The sequence below is a fragment of the Microbacterium aurantiacum genome, from assembly GCF_040532595.1.
Lineage (GTDB): Bacteria > Actinomycetota > Actinomycetes > Actinomycetales > Microbacteriaceae > Microbacterium > Microbacterium chocolatum_B.
The window spans coordinates 584,815-608,268 of the sequence record NZ_JBEVYX010000002.1 but is presented as its reverse complement, the minus strand read 5'-3'; the positions used below and the strand labels follow the sequence as shown (position 1 = coordinate 608,268).

General features: G+C 69.9%; 21 protein-coding genes. 15 read left to right on the top strand and 6 right to left on the bottom strand.

All coding sequences use genetic code 11. From position 1 onward, the window contains the following. Positions 1-5: 5 nt before the first annotated feature. Complete coding sequence (locus tag ABXJ56_RS15120; RefSeq protein WP_354000542.1) at positions 6-683, bottom strand: copper resistance CopC family protein; 678 nt, start codon at positions 681-683, stop codon at positions 6-8. A gap of 129 nt (positions 684-812) precedes the next feature. Here ABXJ56_RS15120 and ABXJ56_RS15115 point away from each other — a divergent pair, with 129 nt between their 5' ends. The 3 genes from ABXJ56_RS15115 to ABXJ56_RS15105 all read left to right on the top strand — a co-directional run bounded on the left by ABXJ56_RS15115 (position 813) and on the right by ABXJ56_RS15105 (position 2,660). Further along, the gene (locus ABXJ56_RS15115) at positions 813-1,322 is read left to right on the top strand and encodes an FHA domain-containing protein (protein ID WP_354000541.1); all 510 of its coding nucleotides are present in this window, start codon (positions 813-815) and stop codon (positions 1,320-1,322) included. Continuing rightward, on the top strand, positions 1,322-2,014 hold the full coding sequence (ftsR, locus tag ABXJ56_RS15110; protein WP_354000540.1) for a transcriptional regulator FtsR: 693 nt from the start codon (positions 1,322-1,324) through the stop codon (positions 2,012-2,014). The genes ABXJ56_RS15115 and ftsR overlap by 1 nt, the downstream gene beginning before the upstream one ends. 100 nt (positions 2,015-2,114) lie before the next feature. Then, a complete protein-coding gene (locus ABXJ56_RS15105) occupies positions 2,115-2,660 on the top strand; it encodes a MerR family transcriptional regulator (protein WP_354000539.1) in 546 nt (181 codons plus the stop codon). A 43-nt stretch (positions 2,661-2,703) separates the two neighbouring features. Here the strand turns inward: ABXJ56_RS15105 and ABXJ56_RS15100 are convergent, their stop codons facing one another. Next, a complete protein-coding gene (locus tag ABXJ56_RS15100) occupies positions 2,704-3,513 on the bottom strand; it encodes a ParA family protein (protein ID WP_354000538.1) in 810 nt (269 codons plus the stop codon). 72 nt (positions 3,514-3,585) lie between these two features. Here ABXJ56_RS15100 and ABXJ56_RS15095 point away from each other — a divergent pair, with 72 nt between their 5' ends. The 3 genes from ABXJ56_RS15095 to def are packed head-to-tail and all read left to right on the top strand — an operon-like array spanning position 3,586 to position 9,156. After that, complete coding sequence (locus tag ABXJ56_RS15095) at positions 3,586-6,993, top strand: pyruvate carboxylase (RefSeq protein WP_354000537.1); 3,408 nt, start codon at positions 3,586-3,588, stop codon at positions 6,991-6,993. A 49-nt stretch (positions 6,994-7,042) separates the two neighbouring features. Next, complete coding sequence (locus ABXJ56_RS15090; RefSeq protein WP_354000536.1) at positions 7,043-8,662, top strand: MinD/ParA family ATP-binding protein; 1,620 nt, start codon at positions 7,043-7,045, stop codon at positions 8,660-8,662. 2 nt (positions 8,663-8,664) lie between these two features. Further along, a complete protein-coding gene (gene def / locus ABXJ56_RS15085; protein WP_354000535.1) occupies positions 8,665-9,156 on the top strand; it encodes a peptide deformylase in 492 nt (163 codons plus the stop codon). 133 nt (positions 9,157-9,289) lie between these two features. On the opposite strand, the gene ABXJ56_RS15080 is transcribed toward def, so the two are convergent. Beyond that, positions 9,290-11,116 carry an AMP-dependent synthetase/ligase gene (locus tag ABXJ56_RS15080; RefSeq protein ID WP_354000534.1) on the bottom strand — a complete coding sequence of 609 codons (1,827 nt, stop codon included), beginning with the start codon at positions 11,114-11,116 and terminating at the stop codon, positions 9,290-9,292. A gap of 182 nt (positions 11,117-11,298) precedes the next feature. On the opposite strand from ABXJ56_RS15080, the gene ABXJ56_RS15075 reads away from it, so the two are divergent. Genes ABXJ56_RS15075 through ABXJ56_RS15065 form a run of 3 tightly spaced genes read left to right on the top strand, consistent with a single transcriptional unit; the run spans position 11,299 to position 14,314 of the window. After that, positions 11,299-12,234: an ROK family protein gene (locus ABXJ56_RS15075; RefSeq protein ID WP_354000533.1), complete on the top strand. Its 936-nt coding sequence runs from the start codon at positions 11,299-11,301 to the stop codon at positions 12,232-12,234. 4 nt (positions 12,235-12,238) lie between these two features. Further along, complete coding sequence (locus ABXJ56_RS15070; protein WP_354000532.1) at positions 12,239-12,934, top strand: lysophospholipid acyltransferase family protein; 696 nt, start codon at positions 12,239-12,241, stop codon at positions 12,932-12,934. Between the two features lie 42 nt (positions 12,935-12,976). Continuing rightward, entirely contained in the window at positions 12,977-14,314 is a 1,338-nt protein-coding gene (locus ABXJ56_RS15065; protein WP_354000531.1) for a class II 3-deoxy-7-phosphoheptulonate synthase, read from the top strand. Between the two features lie 19 nt (positions 14,315-14,333). On the opposite strand, the gene pknB is transcribed toward ABXJ56_RS15065, so the two are convergent. Both pknB and ABXJ56_RS15055 read right to left on the bottom strand, forming a co-directional pair. Beyond that, on the bottom strand, positions 14,334-16,277 hold the full coding sequence (pknB, locus tag ABXJ56_RS15060) for a Stk1 family PASTA domain-containing Ser/Thr kinase (protein ID WP_354000530.1): 1,944 nt from the start codon (positions 16,275-16,277) through the stop codon (positions 14,334-14,336). Between the two features lie 43 nt (positions 16,278-16,320). Next, positions 16,321-17,301: a LysM peptidoglycan-binding domain-containing protein gene (locus ABXJ56_RS15055; protein ID WP_354000529.1), complete on the bottom strand. Its 981-nt coding sequence runs from the start codon at positions 17,299-17,301 to the stop codon at positions 16,321-16,323. Between the two features lie 144 nt (positions 17,302-17,445). Here ABXJ56_RS15055 and ABXJ56_RS15050 point away from each other — a divergent pair, with 144 nt between their 5' ends. After that, entirely contained in the window at positions 17,446-17,793 is a 348-nt protein-coding gene (locus ABXJ56_RS15050; RefSeq protein WP_354000528.1) for an Rv2175c family DNA-binding protein, read from the top strand. Between the two features lie 39 nt (positions 17,794-17,832). Here the strand turns inward: ABXJ56_RS15050 and ABXJ56_RS15045 are convergent, their stop codons facing one another. Next, positions 17,833-18,927 (bottom strand): polyprenyl synthetase family protein, encoded by a 1,095-nt coding sequence (locus tag ABXJ56_RS15045; protein ID WP_354000527.1) that lies wholly within the window; start codon positions 18,925-18,927, stop codon positions 17,833-17,835. Positions 18,928-18,992: 65 nt separating this feature from the next. Between ABXJ56_RS15045 and ABXJ56_RS15040 the strand changes: the two genes are divergently transcribed. From ABXJ56_RS15040 to ABXJ56_RS15020, 5 genes are all read left to right on the top strand, one after another. Continuing rightward, entirely contained in the window at positions 18,993-19,367 is a 375-nt protein-coding gene (locus ABXJ56_RS15040) for a DUF3040 domain-containing protein (protein ID WP_354000526.1), read from the top strand. A 163-nt stretch (positions 19,368-19,530) separates the two neighbouring features. Then, positions 19,531-19,962 carry a division/cell wall cluster transcriptional repressor MraZ gene (gene mraZ, locus ABXJ56_RS15035; RefSeq protein ID WP_354000525.1) on the top strand — a complete coding sequence of 144 codons (432 nt, stop codon included), beginning with the start codon at positions 19,531-19,533 and terminating at the stop codon, positions 19,960-19,962. 101 nt (positions 19,963-20,063) lie between these two features. Next, positions 20,064-21,017 (top strand): 16S rRNA (cytosine(1402)-N(4))-methyltransferase RsmH, encoded by a 954-nt coding sequence (gene rsmH / locus ABXJ56_RS15030; protein WP_354000524.1) that lies wholly within the window; start codon positions 20,064-20,066, stop codon positions 21,015-21,017. Next, positions 21,014-21,610 carry a hypothetical protein gene (locus ABXJ56_RS15025; RefSeq protein ID WP_354000523.1) on the top strand — a complete coding sequence of 199 codons (597 nt, stop codon included), beginning with the start codon at positions 21,014-21,016 and terminating at the stop codon, positions 21,608-21,610. Before rsmH ends, ABXJ56_RS15025 begins: the two co-directional genes overlap by 4 nt. Positions 21,611-21,642: 32 nt before the next feature. After that, positions 21,643-23,430: a peptidoglycan D,D-transpeptidase FtsI family protein gene (locus tag ABXJ56_RS15020; protein ID WP_354000522.1), complete on the top strand. Its 1,788-nt coding sequence runs from the start codon at positions 21,643-21,645 to the stop codon at positions 23,428-23,430. The last annotated feature ends 24 nt before the right edge of the window (positions 23,431-23,454 follow it).

Below are 23,454 nucleotides of genomic sequence, written 5' to 3'. Positions count from 1 at the left end.
CCAGCCTATCGCCCGGCGGCGGCGTCGGAACCGGCGCGCGCACCCGCGCGGTTACGACGCGCGCGGGAGACCACCAGATAGGTCACGGCGGCGACGAGCAGCAGCAGGACGACACCGCCGACGATCCATGGCGTGGCCGACGAGGCCGGTTCGCTCGTGACCGGTGCGGGGGTGGCCGTCTCGACGGGCGCCACCGTCGCCTCTGCGGTCGGCGTCGCCTCCGCCGTCGGCGTGGTAGGCGCCGTCGTGGTGGGGCTCGGTGCGGGGGGAGCGGTCACGGTGAAGGCGAACTCGCCGGAGATCGGGTGCCCGTCGCTGGAGACCACCTTCCACAGGACCGTGACATCGCCGGATGCCGCGCCCGAGAGCGGCTGCGTGAGGGTGGTGCCGTCGACGACGGGTGCCCCGTCCGTCAACGTCGTGCCGGCGGCATCCGTCACCTGGACCTCGGAAGCGCCCTCGTCGGGGGCGATGTTCGCGCTGAAGGTCAGTACCAGGGCGTCCGGGAGCGTCTCCACGGCGGAACCGGCAGCGGGATCGCTCCCGATCAGCTCGTCGTGCGCTGCTGCCGGGGACGCGGGGAGGAGGATCGCGGCGAGCAGGAAGGCGAACGCCATGCATGCGGCGGCGAGCGTCTGACGGGGGGAGCGGCGGACGGGGAGGGAGGAGCGGGTGATCGTCACGCGGACGAGGGTATCGACCCCCGTTCCACGGAAGCTGAACGGCATCGACCCCCGACGGCTCCGGCGCCTCGTCCCGCTCTCATCCAGGTGCGAGCATCGGCTAGGCTGGCACCTCGAAAGGAGCACCACGTGGAGGACTACCGCCGGCCAGAGCCGGACGACATCCGTCGGTCTGCCGATGCACGGGGCGACTTCGTCGGCTCCGACCGTGGCAGCGACGTGACCCAGACGTTCGGGCACGATTCCGACCTGTCGTTCGTGCCGTTCGGCAGCGACCTCGGCGAGGCCGAACTGGAGGCGATCGACGCGCTGCCGTCGGGTGCCGCGCTTCTCATCGTCCGGTCGGGTCCGACCGCCGGTGCGCGCTACCTCCTCGACTCCGACGTCACGACCGTGGGTCGTCACCCCGAGGCCGACATCTTCTTCGACGACGTCACGGTATCCCGTCGTCACGCGGAGATCACCCGTCAGGGAGCCGCGTTCGAGCTCGTCGACCAGCGCTCCCTCAACGGCACGTACGTCAACGGCGAGCGGGTCGATCGCGCGACGCTGATCAACGGCGCCGAGGTGCGGGTCGGGAAGTTCCGTCTGAACTTCTTCGTCTCGCCCGTCGATCTCGCCGCTTCCTCGGAAGGCTGATGCCGGCCGCCGCCGCCCGCGAACGCTCGTCGTCCGCGGGTCTTCTCAGCATCGGCCAGGTCCTGGCCCGGCTCTCTCCGGACTTCCCCGCGCTCACCTCCAGCAAGCTCCGCTTCCTCGAGGTCCAGGGCATCGTCACCCCGATGCGTACGGAATCCGGCTACCGGAAGTTCTCGACGGCCGATCTCGATCGGCTGCGTCTCGCCCTCACGCTCCAGCGCGACCACTACCTGCCGCTCTCGGTCATCCGCGATTATCTCGCCGACGTCGATGCGGGGCGCGACCCGGCCACACCCACGGCCGTCCCGCCGCCGTCGATCGTCCCCGCGCCGCGCCGCTACCGCCGCGACGAGCTGCTGTCCGCGTCGGGGGCTGCTCCACAGCTGCTCAACGACGCGATCAGCACCGGCATCATCACCGCCGCGGAGTCGTACCCGGAGCAGACGGTCGCCCTGATGCGATCGCTGGTCGCCCTCGACCGGCACGGCATCGAACCGCGCCACGTCCGAGCCCTGCGTCAGAACGCAGAACGCGATGTGGCGCTGGTGGAGCAGGCGCTCGCACCGATGCTGCGCCGCACCGACGCGAACTCCCGCGGGCGCGCCGGCGAAGTGGCCGGAGAGTTGACCCGGCGCCTCGATGAGGTGCGCTCGACGTTCGTGCGTGCCGCGCTCGACAGACTGCTGTCCTGATCGTGTCGGGCGACACGCCGAGGCCCGATCGCCGGATGTCATTGCCGGAGGGCCCCGGCTCACCTAACGTGGAGACATCCGAATCTGAGGGGGGACGAGCATGAGCGCTCGTGAAGCGGCCGACGAACAGCCTTTCGTCGCCGACCTCCTGTTCACCGACGGTCTGCCCCAGATGGATGACGAGGTCGGGTACCGCGGTGCCGTCGCCGCGCGGGCCGCGGGAATCACCTACCGTCAGCTGGACTACTGGGCCCGCACCGAGCTGGTCGAACCCACCGTCCGCGGCGCGAGCGGCTCAGGGTCGCAGCGCCTCTACGGATTCCGCGACATCCTCGTCCTGAAGCTCGTCAAGCGACTGCTCGACACCGGTATCTCGCTGCAGCAGATCCGCACCGCGGTCGACCAGCTCCGCGCCGCCGGCATCCGCGACCTGGCCGGGACGACGCTGATGAGCGACGGCGCCTCCGTCTACCTCTGCACCTCGAACGACGAGGTGATCGATCTGGTCAGCCGCGGGCAGGGCGTGTTCGGCATCGCCGTCGGCAAGGTGCTCCGCGAAGTCGAGTCGACGCTCGTCGACTTCGATGCGCAGACGCCCGAGATCATGGACGAGCTGTCCGCTCGTCGCGCCGCACGCTCGGCCTGATCAGCACCCCGACCGCCCCGCTCGGAACGGCACGCTGCGCGGATCAGGTCGTGACGGCGCCGGGAACCGGGATGCGCCCGGTACGGATGATGCGATCGAGCAGTGCGTCGAAGTCGGCGGCGAGCTCCTGTGCCGAGTCGCCGGGCCAGATGTGCAGCGGCTTGGCCGCACCCTGCGCCTGCTGCAGCGACGTGCGCTCGGGCAGCTGCGGGGTCAGGACGAGCGGGCCGAACATGTCGCGCAGCTCCTTGATGCGGAACTGGTGCTCGATCGACTGCGGACGCACCCGATTGACGACGATCCCGAGCGGCTGCAGCCGCGGCGAGAGACCGCGACGGATCTCTTCGATCGCGCGCAGCGCGCGATCGGCCGCGGCGACGGAGAAGAGGCCCGGCTCGGTCACCACGACGACGCGGTCGGATGCCGCCCACGCGGTGCGCGTCAGGGCGTTGAGCGACGGGGCGCAGTCGATCAGCACGAGGTCGTACTCGTTCTCGATGGTCGCGAGCGCTTCCTCGAGCTTCCAGACATCCCGCACCGACGGGTGCGGACCGTCGAAGTTGATGGCGGACGGACTGCCGATCATCACATCGATCGTGCCCGGGTGCACCTTCGCCCAGCCGCTGGAGGTGATCGCCTGCTTGACGACCTTGTCCTTGGGGTTCGCCAGGACGTCGGCGACGTTCAGGCGACCGGCGACCTGGATGTCCATGCCCGTCGACACGTCGGACTGCGGGTCGAGGTCGACGACGAGCGTCCGGACTCCCCGCGCGAATGCGGCGGAAGCGAGTCCCAGCGTCACGGTCGTCTTACCCACCCCGCCTTTGAGCGAGCTGACGGAAAGTACGTGCACAAGGCCCTACGTTACCGTCCCCTAGGCTGAGAGCACACTCAGCCCGTCCGCACCTCACCGCTCGGAGGTCGAATGTTCCGCAAGATCCTGGTGGCCAATCGTGGGGAGATCGCGATCCGCGCCTTCCGCGCGGCGTTCGAACTCGGTGCGCGCACCGTCGCGGTGTTCCCCTACGAGGACCGCAACTCGCTGCACCGGCTGAAGGCCGATGAGGCGTACCAGATCGGGGAGAAGGGGCATCCCGTCCGCGCGTATCTCGACGTCGACGAGATCATCCGCGTCGCTCGCGAGGCCGGGGCGGACGCCATCTATCCGGGGTACGGCTTCCTGTCGGAGAACCCCGAGCTGGCCGAGAAGGCCGCCGCGCAGGGGATCGCATTCATCGGGCCCCCGGCATCCGTTCTCGAGATGGCCGGCAACAAGGTCACGGCCAAATCCCACGCCGTCGCCGCCGGGGTTCCGGTCCTCCGCTCGACCGAGGCGTCCGACGACGTCGACGCCCTTCTCGCGCAGGCCGAGGACATCGGCTTCCCGATCTTCGTCAAGGCCGTCGCCGGCGGCGGCGGGCGGGGCATGCGCCGGGTGGAGACCGCCGGTGAGCTGGCACCGGCGCTCGCCGAGGCGATGCGCGAGGCGGGAAGCGCCTTCGGCGACGCGCGGGTGTTCCTCGAGCAGGCGGTGCAGCGGCCGCGCCACATCGAGGTCCAGATCCTCGCCGACACGGCGGGGGAGACGGTGCACCTTTTCGAGCGCGACTGCTCGGTGCAGCGGCGCCACCAGAAGGTCATCGAGATCGCACCGGCCCCGAACCTCGACCCGGATGTCCGCGACGCCCTGCACGCGTACGCGGTGGCCTTCGCGCGATCCATCGGCTATCAGAACGCAGGCACCGTCGAGTTCCTGCTCGAGACGGCGGGCCCCCGCACGGGCGAGGTCGTCTTCATCGAGATGAACCCGCGTATCCAGGTCGAGCACACCGTGACGGAGGAGGTCACCGACGTCGACCTCGTCCAGTCGCAGATGCGCATCGCGGCCGGTCAGTCGCTCGAGGACCTCGGGCTCACGCAGGATCGCATCCACCTGCGGGGCGCCGCGCTGCAGTGCCGCATCACGACAGAGGACCCGGCACAGGGCTTCCGCCCGGACACCGGCAAGATCACGACGTACCGGTCGCCGGGTGGAGCCGGCATCCGCCTCGACGGCGGGACGACCGCCGCGGGAGCGCAGATCAGCCCGCACTTCGACTCGATGCTCGCCAAGCTGACCTGCCGTGGTCGCGACTTCGGCGCCGCGGTCGTGCGCGCCCGACGCGCCCTCGCGGAGTTCCGCATCCGCGGAGTCTCCACGAACATCCCCTTCCTGCAGGCCGTCCTCGACGACGCGTCCTTCGTCGCCGGCGATGTGAGCACGGCGTTCATCGACGAACGGCCGGGACTCGTTCGCGGTCGGGAATCGAAGGACCGCGGAACGAAGATCCTGAACTGGCTCGTGGACACCACGGTCAACAAGCCGAACGGCGACAACCCGCTCACGGTCGACCCGCGCCTGAAGCTTCCCGCCGTCGACCTCACCGCGTCGGCGCCGGAGGGATCCCGCCAGCGCCTCCTCGCCCTCGGCCCCGAGGGATTCGCCCGGGACCTGCGGGCGCAGACCGCCCTCGCCGTCACCGAGACGACCTTCCGCGATGCGCACCAGTCCCTCCTCGCCACCCGCGTGCGCACGAAGGATCTGGTCACCGTCGCTCCCTACGTCGCCCGGCTCGCACCTCAGCTGCTGAGCGTCGAGGCGTGGGGCGGGGCCACCTACGACGTCGCGCTGCGCTTCCTCGGCGAGGACCCCTGGGAACGCCTGGACAGGCTGCGGCAAGCGCTGCCCAACGTCGCGATCCAGATGCTGCTGCGCGGCCGCAACACCGTCGGCTACACCCCGTACCCCACGGAGGTCACCGATGCCTTCGTCGCGGAGGCGGCGTCCAGCGGCATCGACATCTTCCGGGTGTTCGATGCGCTCAACGACGTCGCGCAGATGCGTCCCGCGATCGACGCGGTGCGCGCGACCGGCACCGCTGTCGCCGAGGTGGCCGTCTGCTACACGGGTGACCTGCTGAACCCCGCCGAAGACCTCTACACGCTCGACTACTACCTCCGCCTCGCGGATCAGATCGTCGACGCCGGTGCGCACATCCTCGCGATCAAGGACATGGCGGGCCTGCTGCGTCCGGCCGCGGCGAGCCGTCTGGTGTCTGCCCTCCGCGAGCGTTTCGACGTGCCCGTGCACGTGCACACGCACGACACCGCCGGTGGTCAGCTCGCCACGCTGCTCGCGGCCAGCGCCGCGGGAGCGGACGCCGTCGACGCGGCCGCCGCGCCGATGTCGGGCACGACGAGCCAGCCTTCGCTGTCCGCGCTGGTCGCCGCCCTCGCCCACACCGAGCGCGACACGGGGCTGGACCTCGAGGCGGTCGGGGACCTGGAGCCGTACTGGGAGGCGGTACGTCATCTCTACGCTCCCTTCGAGTCCGGTCTGCCCGGACCGACCGGTCGGGTCTACCACCACGAGATCCCCGGGGGTCAGCTCTCGAACCTCCGCCAGCAGGCGATCGCCCTCGGCCTGTCCGAGGACTTCGAACTCATCGAGGACATGTACGCCGCGGCGAACCGCATTCTCGGCCGCGTTCCCAAGGTCACTCCGTCGTCGAAGGTCGTGGGTGACCTGGCGCTCCATCTCGCCGCGGTCAAGGCGGATCCCGCCGACTTCGAGGCGAATCCCGGAAAGTACGACATCCCCGATTCCGTCGTCGGCTTCATGGCGGGCGAGCTGGGTGACCTCCCGGGCGGGTGGCCGGAGCCCTTCCGCAGCAAGGTGCTCGCAGGGCGCGACGTCCGCGTGGCGGTGACCCCGCTGACGGATGCCGAGGCGCAGGCGCTCACGGAGGACCGCGACACACGCCGGCAGACGCTCAATCGACTGCTCTTCCCCGGGCCCACGCGAGCGTTCGCACAGGTGCGCGACGTGTTCGGCGACGTGAGCGTTCTCGACACCGCCGACTACCTCTACGGACTCGCCCCCGGAAGCGAGCACGTCGTGGAGATCGAGCGCGGCGTGCAGCTGTTCGTCGGGCTCGAAGCCATCGGCGAGGCCGACGACAAAGGCATGCGCACGGTCATGACGACCCTGAACGGACAGCTCCGACCGGTCTTCGTCCGAGACCGGAGCATCCAGGTCGAGGCGCGACAGGCCGAGAAGGCGGACACCACGCGGCCGGGTCAGGTCGCCGCACCGTTCTCGGGCGTCGTGACGCTGAAGACCGGCGTGGGGGAACGGGTGAGCGCGGGCGACGCGGTCGCGTCGATCGAGGCGATGAAGATGGAGGCCGCCATCACGGCCCCCGTCGACGGCGTCGTGGAGCGCCTCGCGATCGCCCCGACCGCACAGGTCGAGGCCGGCGACCTTTTGGTCGTCATCCGCCCCGCCCAGTAGCCTGGAGCGCGGCGAGATCGCCGCCCCCTGGCTTTTGGAGACATCCGCAGTGACGCCCGACCATCCCGACCACCCCGCCGACGACGCCGAGAACGGCGTCCTCGCCGACACGGGCAGCATCGATTCCGCGCCCCTCGGTCTCCTGGGAACCCCGACGGCGCACGTCCCCGTGCAGCTGCCGAGCGAACCCGAGGACGACGACCTCGTCGAGGACGACGTCATCAGCGGAGAGGTGCCCTTCGTGGTCGAGATCCCCGCCGAGACGGCGGAGGCGGAGATCGTGGAGGACGCCGAGATCGCCCCTGACGCCGAGGTGTCGGTCGAAGAACCGCGGGAGGGCGACGACGAATCCCCTCCCGCGTCGGAAGACGGTGAGGAAGCCGCCCCGGCGGCGACCGCGGCCGTCGACAGCGGGACCGTCCCGCGCATGGAGGAGGACATCCACGACGCGGAGATCGTCGAGACCGAGCCGGCCGCCGCCGCTGCGTCGCCGACATCCGACCCGGTCCCGGCGCCGACGCCTGGAGCGGTTTCCCGTGCGGCCGCCGATCCCGTCCCCGTGACGGGGGCGCAGCCCGTCGTTCCGACGACCGCGCCTGCGACGGGTCCCGCGCCGGCGATGACGCGTGCCGAAGCGCATGCCGCCGCGGCGAACGAGAAGCCGCGTCGTCGATCCGAGGTCGCGCTGACCTCGAAGCGGCTCGGAGAGTTCGAACCCGATCGGGAGACCGCCGATCTCCTTACCGCCGACCGGCTGCTCGATCCGAGCCGGACCACGCGTCCCGAGCCGGATGGGCTCTGGCAGCACCTGATCTACTCGCTGTCCGGTCATCGCATCAATCTCGGCGACGGTAAGCGTGCACGTGCGCGCAAGGAACTGGACCGCCGCATCTCGGCTCCGCTGGCCGGCGGCGCGCGCTTCGTCCCCGTGCTCTCCCGCAAGGGCGGAGTCGGGAAGACGACCATCACCACTCTTCTCGGCATGGCGCTCGCCGATGCCCGCGACGACCGGATCATCGCCGTCGACGCCAACCCCGACCGTGGCACCCTCGCCGAACGCATCTCGCGCACGAGCAACCGCACCGTGCGAGATCTCGTGCGTTCGCGCGCCGACGTCTCCGGCTACAACAACCTGTCGGCGATCGTCGCGCGCGACGAGACCCGTCTCGACGTCCTCGCGTCGGACACCGATCCGCACGTGTCGGAGGCCTTCAGCGACACCGACTACCGTCAGGTCGCCGAGCTCGCCGCGCATTACTACTCGGTGGTGCTCACGGACACCGGCACCGGCATCGTCCACTCGGTCATGGGGGCGACCCTGGATCTCGCCGACCAGGTGGTCATCGTCGCGGGTCTGAGCGTCGACGAGGCGCGGCTGGCGTCTGAGACGCTCACCTGGCTGGAGACGAACGGGTACGCGGAGCGGGTGCGTTCGGCCGTCGTGGTGCTGAACAACTCGCGTCCCGGCCGTCCCGTCGTCCAGTTGGACGAGCTGGAGGCGCATTTCCGTTCGCGTGTCCGCAGCGTCGTGCGGATGCCGTACGACCCGCTCATCGCGGCCGGGAGCGCGATCACCTTCCGTGATCTGCAGCCCGAGACGCGGCAGGCGGCGCGCGAGATGGCGGCGACCGTGGTCGAGGGACTGCGTTCGCTGGCTTCGGCGGCCTGATCATGGCCGTCCGTCCCATCCGCGTCTTCGGCGACCCGGTTCTTCGTGCCGCCTGCGCGCCCATCGAGTCCATCGACGACGGGGTGCGCGCCCTCGTGCAGGATCTGCTCGACACCGTCGCCGTTCCGGGTCGTGCGGGAGTGGCCGCTCCCCAGATCGGCGTGGGTCTGCGTGCCTTCAGCTACAACATCGACGGTGACATCGGCTATGTCCTCAACCCGGTGCTGGTCGAGGTGTCCGGGGAGCCGTCGCGCATCGGCGAAGGATGCCTCTCCGTCCCCGGGCTCTGGCACGATGCGCTGCGATATCCGCAGGCGAAGGTCGTCGGCATCGATCTGAACGGCGACGAGGTCGTCGTGGAGGGGGAGGGCCTGATGGCGCAGGCGCTCCAGCACGAGACCGACCACCTCGACGGGATGCTGTACCTGCAACGCCTGGCACCGGAGGACCGGCGCCAGGCGATGAAGCAGATCCGCGAGTCCGAGTGGTTTTGAGTCGACCCGGATCAATGCTGCGCAGCAGCGTTGACGCGGGTCGACTCAAGATCGAGTAGTCCGCGGAGCGGACGTACCGAGATCCTCTCTGCCACGTCCGCTCCGACCCGCTCCTCGGCGACTGATCGGGAGATCAGCTGATGGACGTCGACGTCGTGTTGACGGGCACTGTGTAGAGCTCTTCGATCTGCGGGGCGAAGTCGTCCATGATGACGTTGCGCTTGATGCTCATCTTCGGCGTCAGATGCCCGCTCGCCTCGGTCCACTCCGTGGGGAGGATCACGAACTTCCGGATCGACTCGGCGCGCGAGACGCTCTTGTTGGCCACGTCGATGGCGCGCTGCACCTCCGCGCGGACGGCATCGTTCTCGGCGGCATCCGTCAGCGACATGTCGGCGGGCAGTCCGTTGTTCCCGAGCCAGGTCGGGAGCATCTCGGGGTCGAGCGTGACGAGCGCCGAGATGAAGGGCTTCTGATCGCCCACGACGACGACCTGACCCACGATCGGGTTGGCGCGGATCGGATCCTCGAGTCCGGCCGGGGCGACGTTCTTCCCGCCGGCGGTGACGATGATCTCCTTCTTGCGACCGGTGATCTTCAGGAACCCCTCCTGGTCGAACTCGCCCAGGTCTCCGGTCTTGAACCACTCGCCGTCGAACGCGGCCGCGGTCGCCTCGGGGTTCCGCCAGTACTCCTTGAACACGTTGATCCCGCGGACCTCGACTTCGCCGTCCTCGGCGATGCGGATGCCGACACCCGGGAGGACCGGGCCGACGGTGCCGATCCTGGACTTGGTCACGAGGTTCACCGTCGCCGGGGCCGTGGTCTCGGTCAGGCCGTAGCCCTCGAGGATGACCACGCCCAGGCTGTGGAAGAAGTGCCCCAGCCGCGGACCGAGCGGAGCGGACCCCGACACCGCGTGGCGGACACGGCCGCCCATGGCGGCGCGCAGCTTGCTGTAGACGAGCTTGTCGAACAGCGCGAACTTCACCCGCATGCCGAGCGGCACGCGCCCGCCCTCCTGCAGCAGCCGCGAGTGGTCGATCGCGGTCTGCGCGGCCGCGCGGAAGATCTTCCCCTTGCCGCCCGCCTCGGCCTTCTGCTCGGCGGAGTTGTAGACCTTCTCGAACACGCGCGGCACGGCGAGGAGATAGGTGGGCTTGAAGGAGCCGAGGGCCGGCAGCAGCTGCTTGGTGTCCGGCTGGTGTCCGGTCTTCACGCCCGCGTGGACGTTGAGGATCGAGATGAATCGGGCGAACACGTGCGCGGTGGTGATGAACAGCAGCGTGGACGCGTCCGGTTCGGCGACGACCTCCTGCAGAGCCTTGCCGGAGTTCCGGGCGAGCTCGACGAAGTTGCTGTGCGTGAGGACGCAGCCCTTGGGGCGCCCGGTCGACCCGGACGTGTAGATGAGCGTGGCGATGTCCGAGCCGACGGCGATCTTGCGACGACGCTCGATCTCGGCATCCGATACGGCGGCGCCCTGGCCGACGAGCGCGTCGAGGTCTCCCGCGTGCATCTCCCACACGGACTTCACGAGCGGGACATCGGAGCGGACCTCGGCGAGCCGCGCGGAGTGGTCCGCGGACTCGGTGATGCAGGCCACGGCGCCGGAGTCCCCGAGGATCCACCCGATCTGGGCGGCCGAGCTGGTCTCGTAGATCGGGACCATGACCGCGCCGGCGAAGAAGAGGGCGAAGTCGACCAGCGTCCAGTCGTAGGTGGTTCGGGCGATGAAGCCGACCTTGTCGCCGGGCTCGATGCCTGCCGCGGCGAAGCCCTTGGCGAGCGCGATCACCTGCGCGTGGAACTGCGCGGCGCTGATGTCGCGCCAGCCGTCTCCGTCAGGCACGGCGAACAGAGCACGCTGCGGGGTCAGGTCGACGCGGTCGACCAGCAGGTCGCTCACGTTCGCGGTGGGGTCGGCGGGGACGATCGCGGGGACGTCGAATTGTGCCACGGCAGCTCCTTCGGTACCGGTACGGAATCTCGGGTTCGTTCGTACTGAGTCTAATCAGAGCAGTCGCCCCGCACAGGAGCGCGCTGCCGACGCGCGCACGCGGGTGACGTGCCGAGGGCCGATCCGCGCGCGCCACTAGACTTCAAGGCGCCGTCGCGCCTGCGCCGGCGGAGAGGGGCGCGGTGCTCAAGGTCGGAATCGACATCGGCGGCACGAAGATCGCCGGTGGGGTCGTGGATGCCGAGGGGCGGATCGTGGAGAAGCTCCGCGTGGATACGCCCAAGGACACCGCGGCGCTTGCGCGCGCGGTCGTGGACATGGCGGCCCACTTCCGCGCCGCGCACGAGATCGCCGCGGTCGGCGTCGCCGCTGCCGGCTTCATCGACCGGGACCGCGCCGTCGTCATCCATGCCCCGAACATCGCATGGCACAACGAGCCGCTCAAGGCGACCCTCGAGCAGGGCATCGGCCTCCCCGTCACCATCGAGAACGACGCGAACGCCGCCGGGTGGGCCGAGTTCCGCTTCGGCGCGGGGCGCGATGTCGATCACATGGTGATGCTCACGATGGGGACGGGCGTCGGTGGCGCCGTGGTCCTCGACGGGGCGCTCTTCCGCGGAGGCCACGGCATCGGCGGCGAGCTCGGGCACACGCGCTTTGCCCGCGACGGACGTGCGTGCGGATGCGGGCAGAACGGATGCCTCGAGCAGTACGCCTCCGGACGCGCTCTCCAGCGGGAGGCCAACGACATCGCGGACGGTGGCGGCATCGGCGAGGCTCTCGCCCAACTCCGCGAGGAGAACGGCGTGATCAGCGGACCGGCGGTCTCCCGTCTCGTCCTGGCCGGCGACGCGGGCGCGATCGAGGCGCTCCGGCGTGTCGCCACCGCGCTCGGCGAGGCGTGCGGCGGCTTCCAGGCGGTCCTCGACCCCGAGCTGTTCGTCATCGGGGGTGGCGTCGCCCAGCTCGGCGATGATCTGCTGGAACCCGTGCGCATCGCCTACGAGACGTCGCTTCCGGGCTACGGCGACCGCCCGGTGGCGCGGTTCGCCATCGCGCAGCTCGTCAACGACGCCGGGGTCATCGGCGTCGCCGACCTCGCGGGGGAGCAGGCGTAGTCGGATGTTCTACTGGCTGATGAAGTACGTCGTGATCGGGCCGATCGTCAAGGCGATCTTCCGACCCTGGATCGTCGGCCGTCGCAACGTCCCCGCCGAGGGGGGTGCCATCCTCGCCAGCAACCACCTGTCCTTCGTGGATTCGATCTTCCTCCCGCTCATGATCGACCGACCGGTGGCGTTCCTCGCCAAGAGCGACTACTTCACCGGCACCGGCATCAAGGGCTGGGCCACCCGGGTCTTCTTCAAGGCGACCGGCCAGCTCCCCATCGACCGCTCCGGAGGCAAGGCGTCGGAGGCGTCACTCAACACCGGCCTGCAGGTGCTCGGGCGCGGGGAGCTCCTCGGCATCTATCCGGAGGGCACGCGGAGTCCCGACGGCAAGCTCTACCGCGGGCGCACCGGCATCGCCCGCATGGCTCTGGAGGCGCGCGTCCCGGTCGTCCCGGTCGTCATGGTGGACACCGACACCATGATGCCGATCGGCACGCGCATCCCGCGGGTGGCTCGGGTCGGCGTGGTCATCGGAGAGCCGCTCGATTTCTCCCGGTTCGAGGGGATGGAGGGCGACCGGTACATCCTCCGCTCCATCACCGACGAGATCATGGTCGCCCTGCAGCGGCTCGGTGAGCAGGAGTACGAGGACGTCTACGCCTCGACGGTGAAAGACCGCCTCCTCACACGCCCTCGCCGTCGCTGAAACGTGCATCTGCCCGCGCGCCCGCGCGGATAGACTGAGCGGATGCTCCAGCAGCTCGATGCCCTCGACCACTGGCGGACCCTGCCCATCAAGCAGCAGCCGTCGTGGTCCGATGCCGAAGCGGTCGCCGCGGTGTCCGCGGAACTCGCGACGCTTCCGCCGCTCGTCTTCGCCGGCGAGGTGGACAACCTCCGCGACCGGCTCGCCCGCGTCGCCTCCGGCCGTGCCTTCCTCCTGCAAGGCGGCGACTGCGCCGAGACCTTCGCCGGGGCGACCGCGGAGAAGATCCGCAACCGCATCAAGACCGTGCTCCAGATGGCCGTCGTCCTCACCTACGGCGCGTCGATGCCGGTCGTGAAGATGGGCCGTATGGCGGGTCAGTTCGCCAAGCCCCGTTCCAGCGACTCCGAGACGCGCGGCGACGTCACGTTGCCCGCATACCGCGGCGACATCGTCAACGGGTACGACTTCACCGAGAACTCCCGCCAGGCCGACCCCGCGCGCCTGCTCAAGGGCTACCACACGGCGGCGTCGACCCTGAACCTCATCCGTGCTTTCACGCAGGGCGGGTTCGCCGATCTCCGCGAGGTCCACTCGTGGAACAAGGGGTTCGCCGAGAACCCGGCGAACCAGCGCTACGAGCGCCTGGCCACCGAGATCGACCGGGCCATCAAGTTCATGGAGGCCGCGGGCGCGAACTTCGACGAGTTGCGCGGGGTGGAGTTCTACACCGGCCACGAGGGTCTCCTCATGGACTACGAGCGCCCCATGACGCGGATCGACTCGCGCACGAGCACGCCCTACAACACCTCCGCGCACTTCCTGTGGGTGGGGGAGCGCACGCGCGAGCTCGACGGTGCGCACATCGACTACTTCTCCCGCATCCGCAACCCCATCGGGGTCAAGCTCGGCCCCACGACGTCGCCCGACGTGGCCCTGCAGCTCATCGACAAGCTCGACCCGGAGCGCGAGCCCGGACGCCTGACGTTCATCACGCGCATGGGTGCTGGGAAGATCCGCGACGCGCTTCCGCCGTTGCTGGAAGCGGTGAAGGATGCCGGGGCGACACCGGTGTGGGTGACGGACCCGATGCACGGGAACGGCATCACCACCCCGACGGGGTACAAGACGCGTCGTTTCGACGACGTCGTGGACGAGGTCCGCGGATTCTTCGAGGCGCATCGCGCCGTGGGGACGTTCCCGGGGGGCATCCACGTCGAGCTGACCGGCGACGACGTGACCGAATGCCTGGGTGGCTCGGAGATGATCGACGAAGCGACTCTCGCCACCCGGTACGAGTCGCTGTGCGATCCGCGCCTGAACCACATGCAGTCGCTGGAACTGGCGTTCCTCGTGGCCGAGGAGCTCGAGAAGCGCTGACGCGATCCGCGTCGGCGGATCAGCCGCTGACGGAGATCTCGATGTACACGCGCGATCCTCGCAGCAGCAGGGAATCGGCCGCGGGGTTCGAACTCGAGACCCGCGTGATGGCGTCGGGGAACGGCGCCCAGAGGGCCGAGTAGTCCACCTGGAACCCCGCGTCCTCGAGCGTCGCGATGGCCTCGTCACGCGTCTGCCCCACCACATCCGGCACGGCGAAGAGCGGCGGACCGGTGGAGACGATCAGGGAGATCGAATCTCCGGGACGCCACCATCCGCCACCGTCGCGGTCGGTGGTGCCGACCACGAGACCTGCCGCGATGTCCTCGCTGGACTGCTCGAGCGCGCCCTCGGCCACCTCGAGGCCCGACGAGGTCAGGGTCGCACGCGCATCGTCGGTGTTCATCCCACGGACGTTCGGCAGCGTTCCGAGCGACACCCACAGGGTGGCCGAGTCGCCCTGTGTGGCGGTGCATCCGTCACCACACGGGACGTCCTCGCCCCCCGCAGCAGGCCGGACGACGACTCCGACGACGCTGTCCCGGGCGGCATCGGTGTAGAAGCCGGACTCACCGTCGACGGTGATCTCCTGCTGCGCCAGCGCGTCGGTCGCCTCGGTCTTCGAGGTGCCGATGAGGGCGGGGACCTGTACCTGCGCGGGGCCCAGGGAGACGATGACCTCCACCGCGGCATCCTGCTCCAACCGGGTGCCGGCCGTGGGGTCGGTGCCGATGGTGCGCCCGGCCTCGACCTCGAGGCTGTGCTCGCCGCGCTCGCGCGCGACCAGTCCCTCGTCGGCGAGACGCTCGCTCGCGGCCTCGAACGTGAGTCCGGTCACGTCGGGGACGGCCACCAGGCTTCCGGGTCCGGACCCGAACCACCATCCGGCGCCGGCGGAGGCCGCGGCGAGTAGGACGACGAGGAAGAACAGCCATCCGCCCGCGGCGCGCCGGCGCTTGGAAGCCCGACGGAGGCGCGCGGCGTTGTCAGCGCCGTCCGGGGTCGCGGTGGGTGCGGTTCCCGTCGTCGCCGGCAGCACGGCGGTGAGATCGCCGGACGCCACCCCGTCGGTGCGGGTCGCCGAGATCGGCCCGGTGCGGGTGACCACGGGTGCGATGTCCAGCTGGCGCTCGATCTCGCGCAGCCGGTCGAGCATCTCCTTCGCATCGGCGGGCCGATCGTCGGGCACTTTCTCGGTGGCCCACAGGACGAGCTCGTCGAGGGGCTCCGGCACGGCGGGGTTCTTCACGCTGGGGCGCGGGACCGAGTCGGTCGCGTGCTGGAAGGCGATCTGCATGGGCTGCTCGCCCTTGTAGGGCTGCTCGCCGACGAGCATCTCGTAGAGCATGATGCCCAAGGCATAGATGTCGCTGCGCGCGTCGGCCGTGCCGCGCGTGACCAGCTCGGGTGCCAGGTAGGCGATCGTCCCGAGCAGCTGCGCGCCGGTGGCGGTGTTGGCGGTGGTCGCGCGCGCGAGTCCGAAGTCGCCGATCTTGATGCGGCCGTCCTCCGCCAGGAGCACGTTCTCGGGCTTGACGTCGCGGTGGATGATCCCCGCCCGGTGCGCGGCCGAGAGCCCCGACAGGATGGCGTCCATGATCGTCACCGCCTGCGGCACCGTCAGGCGCCGCTGATCCCTGAGCAGGTCGCGCAGGGTGATCCCGGGCAGATATTCCATGACGAGGTAGGCCATCTCGCCGTCTTGACCCTGGTCGAAGACGTTCACGACGTGGGGATCCGCCAGCCGCGCCGCCGAGCGGGCCTCCTGGATGAATCGGCTCTGGAAGACGCTGTCGTCGCTGAGGTGCCCATGCATCACCTTCAGGGCCACACGCCGTTCGAGGCGCAGATCCGTCGCGACGTACACCGTCGCCATTCCGCCCCGCGCGATGCGAGCACGCACCCGGTACCGACCGTCGACGAGACGGCCGATCAGCGGGTCGGTCTGCTGACTCGTGCTCACGCTCAGAGTCTACGGACGCCGAGCCGTGAGTCCGCGGAGCGGCTCACCCCAGGGCGGCCAGCCACTCGTAGGCGGCATGCTCCCAATCGCCGTACCGATCCGGATAAGCCGAGATCTGGACGGCCTGCGCCGCGTCGGCGAACGACATCTGCTCCCACCCCGGGATGTCCAGGAGACCGCGCGTCATCGATCCGTTGGGGTCGAGCGGGCCGCCGAAGAAGGCGCGGATGGCGTGGTCCGGTGTGCGCAGCTTTTCCTCGGTTCCCCACCCCGTGCTCGGCCGCTGCTGGAAGAGCCCGAGCGAATCGCGATCGCCCCAGTCGAGATTCCGGATCCAGGACTCCTGCATCGCCGCGCCGAGGGCGATTGCGATCCCCCGATCGGGCACCCCGAGTTCGCGTCCGACGGCGATGATGTGGCGGGCGTGGGCGGATTGCTCGTCGTCGAGCGGCACAGACACGGACGCCGCGGGAGCGGGTGAGCTCGTCGCCGCGGCCGGGGTCGCGGCCAGGGGGAGGGCGAGGGTCTGGCCGGGATAGATGATCGACGACCAGGTGAGACCGTTCGCAGACAGGACGCTCTCTGTGCTCACGCCGTGACGGCCGGCGATCCCGCTGATGGTGTCGCCCGCGACGACGGTGTGCGAGGCGGCCGGTGTCGGTGCGGGGGCCGACGTCGCGTCGGCGGCGCGGACGACGAGTTCTTGACCAGGATGGATCACGGACTCCCAGCTGAGGCCGTTGAGGGCGAGGACGTCCTCGGTGCGGACACCGAACTGCGAGGCGATCCCGCTCACGGTGTCTCCGGGGACGACGGTGTGCCTGATCTCGCCGCTCTCCTGCGCCGTCGCCACGACCGCGGCCGCCCGCGGAAGGGCGGACGGATGCGGCGCGGTCTTCGTCGCGGAGTGCGGGCGCGGTGCATCGGCGTGCGCCGGCGGGGCCGTCGACAGCGCGACGGCGAGCGAGCCGACGACCGCGAGGGGGAGAGCGGGCCCGCGGGTCGGGACGGTGAGGTGACGCATGGCTTCTCCTTCATCGAGGCACACGATGCGTGTCGCGCGTCGGCGTTCGTGTGCCCCATGTTAAAGGAGTGACTGCTGAGGTTCATGAGGTTCACGTGAGATTTGCGAACCGACGGGCGCCGGTCTCGGTGAGATAGTGGAGATGTGACTCTCGACGCTTCCCCTCCTCCGACCGATTGGCTGACGCTTCCGGATCTCGTCGAGCTCCTCGACGAGCCGCTCGGCCGGGTGCGACGACTCCTCGACGATCACCACCTCGTCGGGTCGCGTCGCGACGGCACGCTGAAGGTTCCGGCAGTCTTCGTCGTCGACGGCGCCCCGCTTCCGTCCCTGCGGGGGACGGTCATCGCGCTGCACGATGCGGGCTTCAGCGACGACGAGGCCATCGATTGGCTGCTCGCGGACGAGGACACCATCGGCATGCCGCCGATCGCGGCACTGCGCGCGGGCCGCAAGAGCGAGGTGCGTCGGGTGGCGCGCGCGCTGGCCTGATCCGCCTCAGCCCGTGATCCGACCGGTTCCGGTGAGGGATCAGGTGACGCGCACGGTGGCCGCGCGCGCCAGCTCGCGCAGATCACCCACGGCGGCGTTGTCGAGGCGCGCGCCGGACAGTGCGCGCTCCGCCTGACGCGCATAGTCGGCGATCAGCTCTTCCACCCGCTCGAGCGCTCCCGCGTCGATGATCGTCTGCTGGAGCGAGGCGATCTGGGTCCGGTCGAGGGAGGGATCGCCGAGCAGGTCGTCCATGACCCGACGGGCGGGCAGCGGAAGGGCTTCGCGCGCATATGCGATCAGAACCGTGCGCTTCCCCTCCCGGAGATCGTCGCCCGACGGCTTCCCCGTCTCCCTCTCGTCACCGAAGACGCCGAGGACGTCGTCGCGCAGCTGGAAGGCCATGCCGAGGGGGTGCCCGAACGCTGCGAGCGCCGCGGACTGCGCGCTGTCGGCGCCCGCGATCGCGGCGCCGACCACCAGGGGCTGCTGGATGCTGTACCGGGCGGATTTGAGGGAGGCGACGCGCAGAGCGCGCTCGGCATGACGCTCGTCCGGCTCGGTGCGGAACGCGGACTCCTCAGCGACGTCGAGGAACTGTCCGATCGTCACCTCGCTGCGCATCTTGGCGTACTCGGACCGGGCCGTGTGAGCGCGCGCCGTCTCGACCGTCGCAAGGGCCTCCTCGAGCAGGTCGTCGCTCCACGCCACCAGCAGATCGCCGAGGAGGATCGCGCCGGAGCGACCGAAGGATTCGGCATCGCCCTCCCACCGGGCGTCGCGATGCGCGGCCTCCAGGGCGCGATGGGCGGAGGGGTGCCCGCGCCGGGTGTCCGAGTTGTCCACGACGTCGTCGTGGACGAGTGCGGCGGCGTGGAAGACCTCGAGTGAGGCGGCCACCCCGATCAGGGCTTCGGGGAAGTCCTCCACCGGTGCGCTCGCCGCCTCGACCGCGCGCCATCCTGCGATGCAGAACCGGCCGCGCAGGCGCTTTCCGCCCGCCAGCGCGGCGCCCGCGGCGTCGGTCAGGAGGCGTGCTTCCGGTCCGAATTCGGCGGTGCTCGCGCGTTGGACACTCAGGAATGTGTCCAGACGCTGAGAAATGGCTTCGATCGGAGCGCGAGAGGGTGACACGGGCCTAGCCTAGTGATCTACGGGCCACGTAGAATCGATGAACCACAGCCTTTAGAGGGGGACGCATGCCACTCTCCGAACAGGAGCAGCGCCTGCTCGATGAGATGGAACGCCATCTCATGCGGAACGACGCCGACGTCGTCAGTGCGCCTCAGGACGGACGCACGCTCAGTTACCGGAACATCGTCTACGGCACGATCCTCGTGCTGCTGGGCCTCGGCGGTCTGATCGTCGGCGTCTCGCAGCAGCTGATCGTCGTGGGCGTGATCGGGTTCGTCGTCATGCTGGGCGGCGTGATCTTCGCGGTGACGCCGGGGAAGACGTCCGGCAAGGCGCCCGTCGAGGCCGACATCCCCCGGGCGCGCGCACCCAAGCAGAACTCCGCCTCCTTCATGGACCGCATGAACGACCGATGGGACAAGCGCCAAGAAGGACGCTGACCGCCGCACTCCGAAAAAGAGCACCGACCTCCGGGTCGGTGCTCTTTTTCGTGTGCCGTGGAGGTGGTGGGGAGGATGGGGCGCGAATGGGTATCGAAGTGGAGGAAAGTGGAGTAAAGTGGCGTGAAACTTCGGGGCCGGACGAAGGGGGTGGGATGAGCCGATGCTGCTGGGCACGCACACTCCCAAACTCGACGACAAGGGCCGGGTCATCCTCCCCGCGAAGTTCCGCGACGATCTGGGGGACGGCGTCGTGGTGACGCGCGGGCAGGATCGGTGCCTCTACGTCTTCTCGACCGCCGAATTCGAGCGCGTGCACGAGCGCATCCGCGAGGCACCACTGGCGAACAAGCAGGCGCGGGACTTCCTGCGCATGTTCCTCTCCGGCGCCAGCGCGGAGAAGCCGGACGGGCAGAACCGCATCACGATCCCCGTGCCCCTGCGCACCTACGCGGGCCTCGGCAAGGAGCTCGTGGTCACCGGCGTCGGCGCCCATGCCGAGATCTGGGACGCCGAGGCATGGAACGCGTACGCCGAGGCGAACGAAGAGGCGTTCGCCGACCTCGAACAGGAGGTGATTCCGGGACTGTTCTGAGCCCTCGGCCGTGACTCCCAGCCGCTTCGCCCTGACGCACTTCCCCGGCGCCAGGTCCGAGCGGATGGGGATCAGGGTCGAGGGACACGTCCCCCACGATCATGGACCTCCGCGACATCCACACCCCCGTCCTCCTCGACCGCTGCGTCGAGCTGCTCGGCCCTGCACTCGACTCGGAGGAGGCGCTCCTCGTCGACGCCACCCTCGGGATGGGCGGTCACGCCGAGGCCTTCCTCGACCGCTTCCCCCGGGCTCGCCTGATCGGGCTCGATCGGGATCGTGATGCGCTGCGCATCGCGGGCGAGCGACTCGCGCGCTTCGAGGACCGCGTGCATCTGGTGCACACGGTCTACGACGGCATCGCCGATGCGGTCGCGTCCGTGGGGCTCGGTGCACCCACCGCGATCCTGTTCGATCTCGGCGTGTCCTCCCTGCAGCTCGATGTCGCCGACCGCGGGTTCGCCTACTCGCGGGATGCGCCCCTGGACATGCGGATGGACCAGAGTGCGGGCATGACGGCTGCCGAGGTGGTGGCCACCTATGGCGAAGGCGACCTTCGACGCATCTTCGAGCGGTACGGGGAGGAGAAGCTCGCCGGCCGCTACGCGCGTGCGATCATCGCCGCGCGTTCCGAGGAGCCCATCGAGCGGTCCGGGCGGCTCGTCGACATCCTCGTCGCCGCCACCCCCCACGCCGTCCAGCGTGCGGGACATCCCGCCAAGCGGGTCTTCCAGGCCCTGAGGATCGAGGTCAACCGCGAGCTGGCCGTCCTCGAGCACGCGATCCCCGCTGCTCTGTCCGCCCTCCCCGTGGGCGGGCGGATCGTCGTGCTCTCCTATCAGTCCCTCGAGGACCGCCTGGTCAAGCGCGAGTTCGCGGCGGCCTCGGCGTCGACGGCGCCGCGCGGTCTGCCGGTCGAGCTGCCCGAGCACGCGCCGCGTTTCCGTCTGCTGTCGAAAGGCGCGGAACTCGCGACCGACCAGGAGCGCGCGGTCAACCCCCGCGCCACCCCCGTGCGCCTGCGCGCGGCCGTCAGAATCCGGGAGGACGCATGAGCGCCGCCGCTCCGTGGAGTACCGCCCTTCCGCACCACGCCCCGGAGCGCCGCCCGGACGGCATCCGACCGCTCCGTGTCGTGGACGCCCCGGCACGACGCCGTCGCCCCCGGCGCGCGTTCGGCGTGATCGCCGTCGTCGGCGCGTTCCTCATCGCCGGCGCGCAGATGGCGCTGTCGATCCTGACGACGCAGGGCGCGTACGAAGTCGCCGCCCTCACCCAGCAGCAGCGCGATCTGACCTACCAGTCCCAGATCCTCTACGACGAGGTGGCGGGTCTGTCCTCACCCCAGTATCTGGCGGCGAACGCCTCGGCGCTCGGCATGGTGATCGGCGACGCGCCCAGCTATCTGCGACTCAGCGACGGCGCCTTCCTCGGGGCGGGCGAGACGGCGGGCGGATCGGCCTCGATCGACGCCGCCGCCCGCGGAAGCGTGCCCAACGCCCTGATCACGGGAACCCCCCTCGTGACGGACCCGGACGCCACGATCGCCGGTGCGCCGGCGCTGGACGCGATCGTGGGTGCGGACGGAGTGGTCTCCGACACGCCGCCCCCGATCACCGACGGCCTGCCCACCCCGACCACACACTGATCCCACCGGTCCGACACGACGATGCGAGAGACATGACCACCCGCACCACCCGCAGCCCGCGCAGGCGCACCGTCGTCGCGCTCGCCGTGGTCCTCGCGGTGCTGGCGGGCTTCATCGTGCGGCTGGTCGACATCCAGATCGTCAACGCGGACGAGCACGTCGCGGACTCCATCGAGAACGCCCTCGGCGGCTCGCAGACGCTCTACGGGGCGCGCGGCGAGATCGTCGACGAGCAGGGCGACACCCTCGCGGGCAGCATCCTCCTCTACGACTGCCAGCTCGATCCGCTGCTCATCACGCAGATCGACACGCAGATCCTCGACGGGACGTCCTCCCGGAAGCCCTGGATCGAGGTCTCCGACGATGTCGCGGAGATCACGGGACAGGAGGTCGCGGCGGTCCGCGCCATCGTGGCGGACGCGCTGGCGGAGAATCCCGACTCGCGCTTCGCCTACCTCCAGCGCCGCGTGACCACGGAGCAGTACCGGGCGCTCGCCGATCTGGCGATGCCGTACATCGTGTGCGTCCCGCACCCGGCCCGGGCGTACCCCGACGGGGCGGTGGCGGGCAACATCATCGGATTCGTCGGATCCGACGGGACGGCGCTGGAGGGCTACGAGCTCTCCGAGAACTCGTGCCTCGCCCCCACCGAGGGTTCACGCACCTTCCAGCGGGGCAAGGACGGCGTCCTGATCCCGGGCACCGAGAAGGTGCAGCCCGCCGAGGACGGCGGCACCCTCGCGCTCACGATCGACCGCGACCTGCAGTGGTACCTCCAGCAGCTCATCGGCGAGCAGGTGCAGGACATGGGCGCCCAGCGCGGCGGCATCCTCGTCGTGGAGACGAAGACCGGCAAGATCCGCGCCGCCGCGGAGTACCCGAGCGTCGATCCCAACGACCCCCTCGCGAGCGAGCTCAACGACCGCGGCAACTGGATCTTCCGCGGCACCTTCGAGCCGGGGTCGACCTTCAAGGCGCTCACGGCCGCCACGGTCGTCGACGCCGGGGGGCAGAACACCGAGTCCACGGTCGTCGCCTCGAGCCAGGAGACCTTCGCCAACGGGGCCCGGGTGCGCGACGCGTTCGCCCACCCCGCGTACGCCTACACCCTCACCGGCGTGCTCATCGACTCGTCCAACGCCGGCATCTCGAAGTTCAGCGAGACGGTGGACGCGCAGACCCGGTACGACTACTTCCAGAGGTTCGGCATCGGTGAGGGGAGCGCCGTCTCGTTCTACGGCGAGGAACAGGGTGTGCTGCGTCCATCCGACCAGTGGGACAACCAGACGCTCTACAACACGTCGTTCGGCCAGGGCCTGACCACCACGATGCCCGAGCTCGCGGGCGCCTACGCCGCGATCGCCAACGACGGGGTGCGGATGCCGCTTTCCCTGATCGAGTCGTGCACCGCCGCCGACGGCACGGTCACCGAGCCCGAGCTGCCCGAGCCGGAGCGCGTGATCAGCGAGGATTCCGCCGCGCAGGTGCGCGCCATGCTCGAGAACGTCTTCCTGCAGGCGTCCTACTCGCCGCAGGTCGCGATCCCCGGGTACCGGGTCGCCGGCAAGACCGGAACGGGTGAGAAGGTCGACCCCGTGACCGGCGGATACAAGGCCGGCGTCTACTACACCTCGATGGTGGGATTCGCCCCCGCCGACGACCCCGAGTACCTCGTCGTGGTCACCCTCGACGAGCCGACGAAGGTAACATCGTCTGCGGCCAACGCGACCGCGTTCCAGAAGGCCATGACCCAGGTCCTCAAGACCTATCGCGTCATGCCCTCCACGACGTCGCCCGAGGTTCTGCCGAAGTTCGGATGAGCACTCCGACCCGGCCGGAGAACA